The 12,482-nt window shown below is 59.4% G+C and carries 13 protein-coding genes; 9 read left to right on the top strand and 4 right to left on the bottom strand.

The window, feature by feature from the left end; translation table 11 throughout:
* Position 1: 1 nt before the first annotated feature.
* Positions 2-571, top strand: coding sequence for a sarcosine oxidase subunit gamma (locus ACA057_RS13510; RefSeq protein ID WP_497349078.1), 570 nt, complete (start codon positions 2-4; stop codon positions 569-571).
* Positions 572-666: 95 nt separating this feature from the next.
* Here the strand turns inward: ACA057_RS13510 and ACA057_RS13505 are convergent, their stop codons facing one another.
* Entirely contained in the window at positions 667-1,716 is a 1,050-nt protein-coding gene (locus ACA057_RS13505; RefSeq protein WP_497349076.1) for an AraC-like ligand-binding domain-containing protein, read from the bottom strand.
* 303 nt (positions 1,717-2,019) lie between these two features.
* On the opposite strand from ACA057_RS13505, the gene ACA057_RS13500 reads away from it, so the two are divergent.
* From ACA057_RS13500 to ACA057_RS13475, 6 genes are all read left to right on the top strand, one after another.
* Positions 2,020-2,916, top strand: coding sequence for a transporter (locus ACA057_RS13500; protein WP_497349074.1), 897 nt, complete (start codon positions 2,020-2,022; stop codon positions 2,914-2,916).
* Positions 2,917-3,007: 91 nt separating this feature from the next.
* Positions 3,008-4,048 carry a phenylacetaldoxime dehydratase family protein gene (locus ACA057_RS13495; RefSeq protein ID WP_497349072.1) on the top strand — a complete coding sequence of 347 codons (1,041 nt, stop codon included), beginning with the start codon at positions 3,008-3,010 and terminating at the stop codon, positions 4,046-4,048.
* Positions 4,049-4,077: 29 nt separating this feature from the next.
* Positions 4,078-4,698, top strand: coding sequence for a nitrile hydratase subunit alpha (nthA, locus tag ACA057_RS13490; RefSeq protein WP_497349070.1), 621 nt, complete (start codon positions 4,078-4,080; stop codon positions 4,696-4,698).
* Positions 4,698-5,330, top strand: a complete 633-nt coding sequence (locus ACA057_RS13485) for an SH3-like domain-containing protein (RefSeq protein WP_497349068.1) — start codon at positions 4,698-4,700, stop codon at positions 5,328-5,330. The genes nthA and ACA057_RS13485 overlap by 1 nt, the downstream gene beginning before the upstream one ends.
* 29 nt (positions 5,331-5,359) lie before the next feature.
* The gene (locus ACA057_RS13480; protein ID WP_497349066.1) at positions 5,360-6,877 is read left to right on the top strand and encodes an amidase; all 1,518 of its coding nucleotides are present in this window, start codon (positions 5,360-5,362) and stop codon (positions 6,875-6,877) included.
* Positions 6,878-7,092: 215 nt separating this feature from the next.
* Positions 7,093-8,310, top strand: coding sequence for a DUF3422 domain-containing protein (locus ACA057_RS13475; protein ID WP_497349064.1), 1,218 nt, complete (start codon positions 7,093-7,095; stop codon positions 8,308-8,310).
* Positions 8,311-8,389: 79 nt separating this feature from the next.
* Here ACA057_RS13475 and ACA057_RS13470 read toward each other — a convergent pair whose 3' ends face one another.
* Positions 8,390-8,818 carry a con-10 family general stress protein gene (locus ACA057_RS13470; protein ID WP_497349062.1) on the bottom strand — a complete coding sequence of 143 codons (429 nt, stop codon included), beginning with the start codon at positions 8,816-8,818 and terminating at the stop codon, positions 8,390-8,392.
* 264 nt (positions 8,819-9,082) lie between these two features.
* Here ACA057_RS13470 and ACA057_RS13465 point away from each other — a divergent pair, with 264 nt between their 5' ends.
* Positions 9,083-9,640, top strand: a complete 558-nt coding sequence (locus tag ACA057_RS13465; protein WP_497349060.1) for an ATP-dependent Clp protease proteolytic subunit — start codon at positions 9,083-9,085, stop codon at positions 9,638-9,640.
* 142 nt (positions 9,641-9,782) lie between these two features.
* Here the strand turns inward: ACA057_RS13465 and ACA057_RS13460 are convergent, their stop codons facing one another.
* Positions 9,783-10,937 carry a carboxylate-amine ligase gene (locus tag ACA057_RS13460; protein WP_497349890.1) on the bottom strand — a complete coding sequence of 385 codons (1,155 nt, stop codon included), beginning with the start codon at positions 10,935-10,937 and terminating at the stop codon, positions 9,783-9,785.
* A gap of 197 nt (positions 10,938-11,134) precedes the next feature.
* On the opposite strand from ACA057_RS13460, the gene ACA057_RS13455 reads away from it, so the two are divergent.
* The gene (locus tag ACA057_RS13455; RefSeq protein ID WP_497349058.1) at positions 11,135-11,392 is read left to right on the top strand and encodes a DUF6555 family protein; all 258 of its coding nucleotides are present in this window, start codon (positions 11,135-11,137) and stop codon (positions 11,390-11,392) included.
* A gap of 22 nt (positions 11,393-11,414) precedes the next feature.
* On the opposite strand, the gene ACA057_RS13450 is transcribed toward ACA057_RS13455, so the two are convergent.
* The gene (locus tag ACA057_RS13450; RefSeq protein WP_497349056.1) at positions 11,415-12,344 is read right to left on the bottom strand and encodes a ZIP family metal transporter; all 930 of its coding nucleotides are present in this window, start codon (positions 12,342-12,344) and stop codon (positions 11,415-11,417) included.
* Positions 12,345-12,482 lie beyond the last annotated feature (138 nt).

Here is a 12,482-nt window from a genome sequence, read left to right as displayed (position 1 = left end):
CATGACCAGCCTGAGAGAACAACACAGCGTCGGGCAACACGCGCTCGCGCCATTGCCGAGCTGCACCCTGACGGATCTGACTGACCTGCCTCGGGTGGGTTTTCGTGGCGCACACAGCGCCGCGTACCTGCAAGCCCGCAATTTTGTCCTGCCGGACGCCCCCAATCGCGCCGTCGTCCAGGCCGATGGTAGCCACGTCGTACGCCTGTCCCAGACCGAGTACCTGCTGCTGGGCAGCCCCTCGGACCTAGGCAAGCGCATCGCCGATGAAGAAGCCCGTTGGGAGCTCGACCACCAGGCCAACTACCTGCTGCCGCGCCAGGACAGCCATGCCTGTTTCCAACTGAGCGGCGAACACCTGGCCGAGGTCATGGCCAAGCTCTGCGGCGTCGACTTGAGCCCACTGGCGTTCGGCGCCGGTGCGGTGGCGCAAACCTCGGCGGCACGCATCAATGTGATCGTGATCAACTCCAGCACCGCGCAACAGCCGGGGTTTCACATCCTTTGTGATCGGGCATCGAAAACGTATTTTCGTGAGGCGCTGCTGGATGCGATGCAAGAATTTGGTTGAGCGCACCTGACGCACGGAGCGAAAAACCATAACGCGATCTGTGTAGCCGCTAGCGAGGCCTGCTGCTACACAGTAGGTGTTGTGGCTGAAAACGGCTACCGCCGAAGCTGAATCTCGCGCCAGTCCCTGGGTGCATGACCATAGACCCCACGAAACACCCGGCTGAAGTGCGAAAGGTCATTGAAGCCCCAACGAAAAGCGATGTCGGAGATCCGCAACGTGGCGTTGGCCGGGTTCAACAGATCAGCGCTGCAACGTTCCAGGCGACGACGCAACAGGTAGCGCATCAGCGAAGAACCTTCATGTTCAAACAGCTTATTGATGTAACGCGCTGAAAGACCTGTGCCCAGCGAGACCTGTTGGGCATTGAGTGTCGGATCACGCAGGTTGTCGTTTACAAAAACCTTCACCCGCATCAAGGTCAGGGCCTGGTTGCGCGAGTGTTCAGGGTACAGGGTTTGCAAGTTACCCAGCGTCAGCGCAATCAGATTGGTGGCCGACTCCGACAACTTGATCATCTCGGTGGCAGAGAACTGGCCAATTTGTGAGGTCACACTCTCCAGGAACAGGCGCATGACGCGGCCGACCGGATTGTCCATGGAGACTCGCGTCGCCATCCGGCTTTCCATTCCCACCACCAGTTGATTCAGGCCGGGCCTTGGCACGCTCACGATGATCTGCCGCCAATCATTGGCAAAGCTCAGTTGATGCGGGCGTGTTGCATCATAAATGGCGAAATCCCCGGGCCCGATAATTGCCCTGTTTCCGTCCTGTTCCAACTGCTCGGTCCCCTCGAGCATCAACACCGCAAAGTATTTGTCTTCGTCCCGCGACCTTGGTTGCAGGTGACGACGGTTGACGGCCTGAGCCGCTGCACTGACGTCACTGATGCGCAATAGCTCGCACTTCTGCGACCTGACTTTGCCGAAGAACGCCGGGTTCGGGACAGCGCCGATTTCGACGTCGGCAAACATCCGCAGAATCATTTCTCGCCAATAATCCACTCGCTCGGACGTGGAACCGCTTTGGGTGGCGACGTCGATGTGTTCGCAAGACCAATTGGTTACCGGCACCTGACTGCCGCCACTCAGGTCAACGGCACTTGCCCCCCATCCCTTCAAGCCCCCTTCCTGTTGCTTACCCATCTGCGAAGCCCCCTTCCTGCGGAAGTGATTTTGGAATGACCCCATACCAGGCACATCCGTGGGCCTAACGAAGCAACCTCTGCATCAAACGTTTTCTCAAACCCTGGAACACTTCTTACCTCACTCCCCGATCGCTTCGCCACCAACAGCGACCAAAGGGCCGCCTGAGAAAACTTTTTGTTCCCGCATAGCCAAGAAGCCAATTCCTGACCGCCGCATCCTTGAGCCACGGGTGAACACCCCGCAAGGCAAGTTCCTTAAATGTCCCCCTACGAAGGGACAATCAACAATAGGCGACAGACAATGAGCAAAGTTAAAGCGTGGCTAGTGCGACAGAAAAAGTCCGTATTGCTGGGGTTGATCCTGATAGGGACATCGTTCGCCACCCTGGCGGTGGAAGTGGCACCGGGTGACTACGAGCAATACCCGATAGGGGCGACGATCGGGGCGGTCTATTACCAGCATGCAACCACCGACTCGTGGCGATCCAACGGCCACCAGGCGATTTCGGATTTCAACCTGACATCCGATATCGGCATTCTGCGGTTGCTGCATGTCTACCAACTGAGCGAATCGGTGACCATCGACCCGCAGTTCCTGCTGCCGTTCGGTCAGCTTTCCGGCCATGGCAGCGCCTCGGCGCTCGGCGACGCCAGCGGCACCGGCGACCTCATCCTGACGGCGCCGATCAAGGTGCTCCTCAACAGTGCCCGAGACACCCTCAGCGCCAACGCCTACCTCTATGTACCCAGCGGTACCTACGACAAGAACGAGCCGATCAACCTCGGTGAAAACCGCTGGAAAGTCGACTTTCAGGGCGCCTACATCAAGCACTTTCTCGACAAGTGGGCGGTGGACCTGGTGGGCGATGCGATCTGGTATGGCGATAACGACGCCTACGGCGCCAGCTCCGCGGTGCTCAAGCAAAAAACCTCCTACAGCGCGCAGGTCATGACTCGCTACATGCCGGATCCCGCCACCTCTTTCGCCGTGGGTTTCGGGCACATCTGGGGTGGGGAAACCGAGGTTGATCGGGTCGAGCGCGATGATGCGATGCGCACCACCAACATTCGTTTGACCGCCACCCGATTCGTCACGCCCCAGGATCAACTCCAGCTCCAGCTAGGCCGGGATCTCTCGGTCGAGAACGGTCCCAAAGAGGACTTTCGCATGAACCTGCGTTATGCGCGGGTGTTTTGACGCCCTTCCCTCCTTCAAACAAGCACCCGCCCACTTGCACCGGTTACGTGCAGTTGGCATGCCAATGGCCTGAATAAAAAGAGAGCAACGTATGGAATCCGCGATTGATAAACACCTGATGTGCCCTCGGTCTCGTGCCCGGCGGATTGAAGATGATTACACACCGCCCTACCCCGGCTGGGTAGGCCGCGCCGATGGCTCGGTCGAGCAAGTGGTCATGGCCTATTTCGGCGTCCAGTCAAAGGGCGAGCATTACCTGGGTCCAGCCTGCGCGGCACTGCGCAACATCGTGCAGCATTTCGGTCTCGCCGACGGACCGGGCCATCACGACATCACTCACTACGTCGACGCCGCCGGCTACGACAACATGATTGCCATCGCCTATTGGGATAGTCCTCAGTCCTTCCTCCGCTGGCAGTCCAGTGAACAGGTCTCGCAATGGTGGGACAGCGACGCACTGGGCAGCGACGGCCTGGGATATTTCCGGGAAATCCTGACCCCGGGCGTCGAACGTTTTGAAACCTTCTTCGCCATGCCCAATGACCTGGAAGGGATCGGTCTGGTCATGGGTTCGCGCAGTGACGAAATTCAGGAACACGGCTACTGGGGCTCAATGCGCGACCGAATCCCTTTGTCCCAGACCGACCCCATGTCCCCAACCGGCCAGCTCGAGGCCACCCTGGCTTCACGTCGAAAAGTGATCAAGGGCCACGAGAATCTGGTGGTCATTCGTTCGGGCCAGGACTGGAGTGAAACCGAAGGAACCGAACGTGACCTGTACCTGAACCAGATGGAACCGGCGCTGCGAGCCGGCATGGAATTCTTGCGCGATGACGGTCTGCCAGTGGGCTGTTACAGCAACCGTTATATGCAGCATCTGAACGCCAACGGGCAAAGGCTGGAGAAAACCTTTTCAGTCAGCCACTGGCGCTCGCTGGCGCACCTGGAGCGCTGGTCCGAATCCCATCCGACGCACATCGAGATATTTGGCACCTTCATGAAGATCGTTCAGGAACTGGGGGGCGAGCTCAAGTGGAAGGGCTATCACGAGGTCAGCGTCCTGCGCGCCGAAGATCAGCTTTACGAGTACATCAATTGCCACGCCGAGACCGGCCTGATGCAGCACAGCTGAGACCCGGTATCGTCAAGAGGATAACGATCATGAACGACCACTCCAATAACGCGCAGGCTTCGGCTGCCGTACGCGCCGTCGCCCTGAAAAACGCCCTTGAGGAACGCGCATTGGTTCCAGAAGGGTATGTCGAGAAATTCACCGAGATCATGCAAAACGATTTCGACCCTGCCAATGGCGCACGCGTCGTCGCCAGGGCCTGGGTCGATCCGCACTACCGCGAGCTGCTACTGAGCGATGGCACCGCGGCCTGCGCGCAGTTCGGTTACACCGGCGTACAAGGTGAGTACATCGTGGCACTGGAAAATACGCCAGCCCTGCAAAACGTCATCGTCTGCACCTTGTGCTCGTGCACGGCCTGGCCGGTCCTCGGCCTGCCACCTGACTGGTACAAAAGCTTCGAATACCGCTCCCGCGTCGTGAGGGAGTCGCGAACGGTACTTCGCGAGATGGGCCTGGATTTGCCGGACGAGGTCGAAATCCGGGTCTGGGACACCAGCGCGGAAACCCGCTACATGGTGCTGCCCTTCCGCCCGTCCGGCACCGAGGACTGGACTGAAGAACAGCTTGCCGCGCTCGTCACCAAGGATGTGCTGATCGGCATCGCACGCCCCGGCGCCCCCACCCAGCAGCCGCGAGTGAAGCAATGATGGATGGCATCCATGATTTGGGCGGCGTTCAGGGATTTGGGCGCGTGCAGCACAGCGCCAACTCGCTGAGTTACAAACCGGTGTTCCATGAAGACTGGGAACACCTTGGCTACAGTCTCCTGTTCCTCGGTGCCGGGGAGCTGGGACTGTTCAATGTGGATGAGCTGCGCCACGCGATCGAGCGAATGGAGCCGAGGCAATACCTCGCGTCCAGCTACTACGATCGAATTATCGTGGGTGTCGCCTCGCTGTTTGTCGAAAAAGGCGCCATCACCCAGCAGCGCCTTGAAGAACTCGCCGCCGGTGCGTACCCGCTGGCGCTGCCGCTCGGCCCCGGACGCGCCGCCCACCCGCCAGCCATCCCGTTCCGGAACGGCGATCGGGTACGCGTTCGCGACGAGTATGTCGACGGTCATGTGCGCATGCCCGGCTATGTACGGGGCAAGTATGGGGTTGTCGTGCACCGCACGACTCATGCATGGCCGTTTCCCGACACGGTCGGTCACGGCCAGCCAAGCGCAAGCGAGCCGACCTACCACGTGCTCTTCACCACCCAGGAACTGTGGGGCGATGCCGCAGACGCGGGCACCGTGGTGGTGGACTTGTTCGGCAGCTACCTGCTCAAGGCCTGAAAACTCCCTTTTTACAGCGAGGACGCAACATGTCTGTTATTCGACCCAACACCGACGAACTCGGCGCGATTGCCAACCGCCTGGGCATTCGCCTGACGGCCAGACAACTCGACGATTATCACTCCGTACTGCAAGCCAATTTCGACGCCTATGACGTGCTTGACCAACAGGCCGACTTCCTTCCGGAGGTCACTTACCCACGGTCGGCCGGTCACGTCCCGAGCACCGAGCAGAACCGTCTCGGTGCGTGGCAGTGCCAGGCGCATATCCAGGGCAACAGCGCGGGTCCGTTATCTGGAAAAACGCTGGTGATCAAAGACAACATTGCCGTCGCCGGCCTGCCCATGCTCAACGGATCATTTACCCTCGATGGCTATCGGCCCGAGGTCGATGCGACGGTCGTGACACGCCTGCTGGATGCCGGTGCCAGCGTCGCGGGCAAGGCTGTCTGTGAAGCCCTGTGCTTTTCCGGGGGATCGCACACGTCGGCCAGCGGTCCGGTGCACAACCCGCTGCGTCCGGGCTACTCCGCTGGCGGTTCGTCCTCGGGCTGTGCAGCGTTGGTCGCCGCCGGTGAAGTCGACTTGGCGGTGGGCAGCGATCAGGGCGGATCAGTGCGCATACCCGCCTCTTTCTGCGGCGTGTATGGGATGAAACCGACCCACGGCCTGGTGCCGTATACCGGCGCAATGCCGATAGAAAGTACCCTTGATCACCTGGGCCCCATTACCCGGACGGTGCAGGACAACGCCCTGATGCTCGAAGCAATGGCCGGCGTCGACGGGCTCGATCCGCGTCAATTGGCCGGGACCAGGACTGCGCGCTACACCGAGGGTCTGGCGCGTGGCATTACAGGGCTGAAGATAGCGGTGCTCAAGGAAGGCTTTGGCCATGCCAACTCTGAGACCGATGTCGACCAGGCGGTACGTCAGGCCTGCGAAGTGTTCCGCGCTCAGGGCGCGACGGTCGAAGAAGTGTCCTTGCCCATGCACCTGTTGGGTCCAGCCATCTGGCTGGCAATCGCCGCCGAAGGCGCCACCCAGCAGATGATGCTGGGCAACAGCCACGGCTTCAACTGGCGGGGGCTCTACCTGACCGACATGATGGAGCACCATGCGAGCTGGCGACATCGAGCGGATGATCTACCCGATACGGTCAAGACCACCATGATCCTGGGCGAGTATTTCAGCCGCCACTACCATGGGCGCTTTTACGGCAAGGCGCAGAATCTCGGGCGCAAGCTGCGCCTGGCCTACGACGAGATACTGACCCGCCACGATCTGCTGCTTATGCCCACACTCCCCCTCAAAGCCACGCCACTACCGCCAGCCGATGCGCCACTGGCGGACTACCTGGGGCGCAGTTTCGAGATGCTCGCCAACACCTGCGGCTTCGATGTCACCGGACACCCGGCCCTTTCACTCCCCTGTGCCACACGCGATGGCCTGCCGATCGGTTTGCAGCTGGTGGGCAAACATTTCGCCGAAGCCGACCTATACCGCGCGGCCTATGCCTTCGAGCAGAACGCTGACTGGAAGGTCTGTTAAATCGACGACACCCCCGACGTGAGTCGCATCACGTCGGGGTCCCGCCCTAATCGTTGTTGAAAGCAAAAGTATCGATCACTGGTAGTGACTCGCGAGATCGGCCACCTGTCCCACCAACAACAGCCATCGATCACTGCCTGAACACCGCAGGCGAGCTCCCGAGTGGGCATTGATCGCAAGCGCCAAGAACAAAAAACCAACCTGGCCTGAACAGCATGCATCCGCAAAGACAAACCCTGCACAACGAACTGCACGCACGCCCGTCACTGTATTTCGATGAGCCGGCCCATGTGTTTCATCTGGCCTTTCTCGGCGGCGAGCAAGCGTGCAACACGCTCCTTCAGGACTGCTGCCCTGCCACCTTCGACCTGACCGCCGCCCAAGGTATTACCGAGCTCAATGGCCACGCACTGAAGTGGGAACGCCACGCCGAGTTCTTCACCCTCACCCTCGTCGTCACTTCATCGAGCAATGACCTGTCCTGGACATCACTGCCAGAGGTGCTGGCGCAAAAGGTCGAAGCGTATTTGCCGCAGCTGATCAACTCGGCGCAGATCGTCGTGCGTGGCGAAGCCGGCCTGGACATCGCCGGCTACGGTTTCAAGGACCCGTGCGGTTCCTGCGTGGGCGGTGGCGATGCGGTGGTCTGGAGCGACTTTCGTCTCTGCGAGGACGGCAGCAACCACTTGTTGTTCATCAACCGGCGCCTCAATGCCTATCGCCAGGGGCGGATGATCCGCCGTCTGCTGGAGATCGAGACGTACCGCATGATGGCCTCGCTGTCGTTGACCACGGCCAAGACCTTGAGCGCGCAACTCGATGGCTTTGACAAAACCCTGGTCACCCTCTCCGAGCGTAACGCCCATGCCAACGGCGGCAACGCAAAAGCCCTGCTGGCGGACATCTCCAACCTGTCAGCCCAAGTGGTCAGCAGCACCGCGAAAACCCGCCACCGCTTCAGTGCCACTCAGGCCTATGCCCAATTGGTGTACGAGCGCCTCGGCGAACTGCGCGAAAGCCACGTAGGCGATTGCCAGCGCCTTGGGGTGTTCATCGAACGCCGCTTCAAACCGACCGTCAGGTACTGCACCGCCACCGAACAGCGCCTGGAGCACCTGGCCGAAAGCGTGGCCAACCTGGGCGATCTGTTACAAGCCCGGGTTCAGGTTGAAATGGAAGAACAGAACTCGGAAATCCTCAAAAGCCTGAACGCCCGCGCCGATGCCCAGATCAAGATCCAGCGCGCCGTCGAAGGCCTGTCGATTATCGCCATCACTTACTACCTGCTGAGCCTGCTGAAGCTCGGCTATTCAGGGCTGCACTTGCTCGGCGTCGACATCGCCCCACGGGAGGCCATGCTGGCCATGACGCCGCTGGCGATCGCGATCCTTGCGCTTATTGTGATACGGATCAGGAAAGTCAAAGGGCATTGATGTCACGAAGCGCAGGACTTCATGAGGCTAAAAATCAAGCCCCGAAAACAACTCGGGGCTTGATGTGAATCACACGGCATCAGGATTTACGTCCGCCATCAGGGCCTTGGTCACCTCCTTTGCGCCCTGCATCAGACATTTTATCCTTGTCGGCAAAGTTACCGTCGCGTCCACTTCCCTGGCCGCCGCTGGTCGACTGATCCGCATCGGTGGATTGCCGGCCGCCCGAAGCCTGGCCGCCTTTCTGGCCTGACTGCGAGGTTTTGTCGCTGTCGTCGGTAAAGCTGCCTCCGCGTCCTGCGCCCTGACCGCCGCCGGACATACGGTCAGCGTCTTTGGACTGCTGTCCGCCTGAAGCCATGCCACCTTTTTGGCCCGCTTCAGAAGCCCGTTGTGGGTCGTTGGCAAAATTGCCGCCTGATGCCTCCCCGCCTTTCTTGCCAGCTTGCGAGGCCTTGTCCCGGTCTTTGTCAAAGTTTCCAGGGTTGTTGTTTCCGGTGTTAGCCATTTTTGTTCACCTCTTTCTCAGGGACGAGCGCGTTGCTCGCCTACAATTACGAGGTCATGAAAAATCGAAAGTTTGAAAGAAAATGCCGCTCTCAGGACGGGCGGAATGAGCCAGATAGTTCCCGGAAAATCTGCCCCGAGCGACTGACGGCCGGGGCACCGCCGATCACCCTGCAATTGGATTATTTTTCAAAAGAGTTCAGATTTTCACTAGGCTATAAAAGCGTTTGAATCCTGCGTGCATTGTGCAATGGGAGGTCAGTCAATGACCGAACACATCGTCCATTTTCACTGCCAGATCGATCAGGGCACGACCGAGCGTTTCAGGGATTGTTGTCTTGAAGCCATCGATCAGGGCGCTACGTCGCTGCTGTTGAATCTGTCGACGTGTGGTGGCAGCACCAATTTCGGTTTTACGCTCTACACCTTCCTGAAGTCATTGCCGGTGCCGCTGTGCGCTATTAATGCGGGCAACATCGAATCGATGGGCATTATCATGTTTTTGGCCGCAAACCGGCGCATCACTTCGCCTCACGCGCGCTTTTTGATTCACCCGATGAACTGGTATTTCAGTCAGAAATCGGTCGATCATCAACGCTTGCGCGAGTACCTGTCGAGCCTCGACAACGACCTCGCGCGCTATGTGCAGATTTTCACCCTCGAAACCGCTGAGGCAGAGACCAAACTGGATATTTTCCATTGCCTTTCAGCGGAAGAAAAAGTCATCGCCGCCCACGAATCCCTGGCCTATGGCATCGCTCATGAGATGCAGCAGATGGTCTTCGCCGATGACGTCAAACACTGGAAAGTCAGCGGTGGATGAGCATCCCACAATCCTGTAGCAGCTGGCGAAGCCTGCGTCCGGCTGCGCAGCAGTCGTAAAATCAGCCGATGCGGTGTATCAGGAATACCGTGCGTGCAGGGTTTACGACTGCTGCGCAGCCGGACGCAGGCTTCGCCAGCTGCTACACGGTTGGGGTTGCGGCTGAGTGACAGGGCTCTTGTGCCGTTTCCATCAGCAATTGGTCCACGACTTGCGACAGAGCCGCAGGCACCTCCGCTCCGCCGCGCAAGGCTCGTGCGTAGGCGTGCCTCTGCCGCTCTGCACTGGTGCCGTCCCGGAGCATTCGGCGAGCGTGGGAAAAGACGTTTTCCACGCGCAGTTTCTGCGCTGTTTCGCCCAGCATCTGCTGCGCCAGGAACAGCCATTGCTCGGCAGAGAATGGCCGGTCGTAACCTTCAACGATGAATGAGCCATGGATGCCAAATCGTTTGGCCCGCCAGCGATTTTCCTTGAGTAGCCATTGGGACGCTTGCGAATAGGCCGAGCCTGGCCGAGGTTGATCCATGGCGTAGGCGACCAGCAATCGAAACAACGAGGCAATGCACAGGGCGTCGTCCACGCGTGGGCAAGCGTCCGTCATGCGTAATTCCAGGGTCGGATACCGGGCGGCAGGCCGAACGCCCCACCAGCATTCGCTGGCCTGCTTGATCGTACCGGTACGGATCAACAAGGCGACGTAAGCGGCATAGGCCGCTTCGTCCTCGAAGAACTCCGGTATGCCCATCCTCGGCCACTCGTCACACACCGTTTGCCGGTAGCTCATAAAGCCGCTGTCGGCGCCGTCCCAAAAGGGTGAAGAGCTGCTGAGTGCCAGCAGCAACGGCATCCACGGCAAGACTTCGTTCATCACCTGAATGCGATCCAGGTGCCCGGCGATTTCAACATGCACGTGCAAACCGGATAACAGGCTACGCCGAGCCACGCACTGGTAGTCTTCAAACAATTGAAGAAAATGATCCTGCTCAGTGGCCTGTTGCGTACGCCAGTCGGCCAACGGGTGGCTCCCGGCGCAGAGCAGTCCCAGGCCGAAAGATTCCAGTGCGCAGCGCAGTCTTTTGCGAGCACTGACAAGGTACTCCTCGGCCTGCGCAAGGCCGGTGAAGATGGGGGACGCCACTTCGATTTGCCCCTGGAACATCTCATAAGCGAAACACTCGCCCATCACCTGTTTGCACGCTTCAATCGAAGCGCCAAGAGGCTGCTCGGACATGCGTCGAGTGCCCAGATCAGTGACGAAGTATTCCTCTTCAATGCCGAATCTCAATGGCCTGTTCATCGAATTCATAGCAATGCAATCCCTGAGCTATTTCTGCTGGGTCAACAGGATTCGATGCAGGTTCACTAGCGCCGACAAGAGGTGCAAATCCGAACGAAAAAGACACCTGATTCAAACGCTTCAGAGGGTCGGCTAAACACTTTGAATTTTTTTTGACGCGCTCACTCCTTTGTCTATGAGCAAAAGGAGGGGGCCTCATGAACCGCACTGATCTCTTCGTTATCGAGTACAAGCTCCATGGCGAGCCGAAGTCTTTCATCATCCGGGCCAAGGCGATGAGCAATGCCGATGCCTGGCACTGGGCGAGTTGTGATGCCGGACTGGCGCCTATTCCAAAACCGGGGAAGCCGCCGCTCAAAGTCGTCTCCAAACCTCAAGCGGAGAGGTACGGGGTCACGCAGGTGAAATGGCGCGAGTCTGCCATGCTGGACTGGACGGAGATTCAGTCCTCATGAACGGTCGATACGAAAACCGCGTTCAACCCAACGCGGTATCGAGAAACATCATGACCCCGAAGCCCAGCATCAGGCCCAACGTCGCGGGCGTTTCGTGGCCATTACGATGGGTCTCGGGAATGACTTCATGGGAGACGACAAAAATCATCGCGCCGGCAGCGAGGCCTAACGCTACGGGGTAACCCAGGGCGAAACTGGTGGATAGTCCGAGGCCGACAACGGCGCCTAACGGCTCCATCAGTCCTGATCCGACGGCAATCACCGCCGCTCGTAGTGTCGAGACACCGGTCACGCGCAGCGCCAGCGCGATGGCCAGTCCTTCGGGAATGTCCTGGATGGCGATGGCCGTGGTCAGCGGCAAACCCACCTGCATATCGCCAGTGGCAAAGCTGACGCCGATGGCCATGCCCTCGGGCAAGTTATGCAGCGTGATCGCCAGAACGAACAGCCAGACTCGATTAATGCGCTGGACATCCGGGCCTTTGCGTCCACTCTTCTGGTGCTCATGGGGGATAAAGCGATCCAGCCCGATCATCAGTGCCACGCCCAACACCAACCCCAGGACCACGACGCACGCTGCCAGCAGCTTGTTGCCGCAAATCGACTGCGCCGCCGCAATGCCGGGGAGGATCAGGGAGAACGAGCTGGCGGCGAGCATCATGCCGGCGGCGAAGCCCAGCATGATGTCCTGGGTCCGGGCGGCGATGTCGCGCAACACCACCGCCACCATCGCACCGAGCGCAGTCGCGCCAAACCCCGAGAGACCACCGAGGAACGCATACTGCAGGTTGACCCGGTTAGCCCCGGTGAAGGCGCTGTAGCCGCTGATCAGCAAAAGAACGCAGACACCCACAAGGGTTGACCAGAAAAACAGGCTCAGCCAACGGCCGCTCTTCCCAATGTCAAACCAGGCGTGCCAGGGCGTTTTGACCGGTGAAGAATGCTCCGACATGAGAACACCTATTTTCCATTGGAGCGCTTATGGGTGGCTCTCGGGTTCACCGTGTGAATTTGTCTCGACAGCCGTGAAGCGTCTCGCTCGAAGGCCATCGCGGTGGCACTGAACAGACGCGAAAAACCCTCCACCGAC

This window comes from Pseudomonas sp. LBUM1661 (assembly GCF_059695925.1).
The sequence above is the reverse complement of the archived record's forward strand: the minus strand, read 5'-3'. Positions and strand labels throughout refer to the sequence as shown.

Coding starts and splice junctions, on each gene's coding strand:
- ACA057_RS13510 (WP_497349078.1), top strand. CDS start 2: ATGACCAGCCTGAGAGAACAACACAGCGTCGGGCAACACGCGCTCGCG.
- ACA057_RS13505 (WP_497349076.1), bottom strand. CDS start 1,716: ATGGGTAAGCAACAGGAAGGGGGCTTGAAGGGATGGGGGGCAAGTGCC.
- ACA057_RS13500 (WP_497349074.1), top strand. CDS start 2,020: ATGAGCAAAGTTAAAGCGTGGCTAGTGCGACAGAAAAAGTCCGTATTG.
- ACA057_RS13495 (WP_497349072.1), top strand. CDS start 3,008: ATGGAATCCGCGATTGATAAACACCTGATGTGCCCTCGGTCTCGTGCC.
- nthA (WP_497349070.1), top strand. CDS start 4,078: ATGAACGACCACTCCAATAACGCGCAGGCTTCGGCTGCCGTACGCGCC.
- ACA057_RS13485 (WP_497349068.1), top strand. CDS start 4,698: ATGGATGGCATCCATGATTTGGGCGGCGTTCAGGGATTTGGGCGCGTG.
- ACA057_RS13480 (WP_497349066.1), top strand. CDS start 5,360: ATGTCTGTTATTCGACCCAACACCGACGAACTCGGCGCGATTGCCAAC.
- ACA057_RS13475 (WP_497349064.1), top strand. CDS start 7,093: ATGCATCCGCAAAGACAAACCCTGCACAACGAACTGCACGCACGCCCG.
- ACA057_RS13470 (WP_497349062.1), bottom strand. CDS start 8,818: ATGGCTAACACCGGAAACAACAACCCTGGAAACTTTGACAAAGACCGG.
- ACA057_RS13465 (WP_497349060.1), top strand. CDS start 9,083: ATGACCGAACACATCGTCCATTTTCACTGCCAGATCGATCAGGGCACG.
- ACA057_RS13460 (WP_497349890.1), bottom strand. CDS start 10,937: ATGAACAGGCCATTGAGATTCGGCATTGAAGAGGAATACTTCGTCACT.
- ACA057_RS13455 (WP_497349058.1), top strand. CDS start 11,135: ATGAACCGCACTGATCTCTTCGTTATCGAGTACAAGCTCCATGGCGAG.
- ACA057_RS13450 (WP_497349056.1), bottom strand. CDS start 12,344: ATGTCGGAGCATTCTTCACCGGTCAAAACGCCCTGGCACGCCTGGTTT.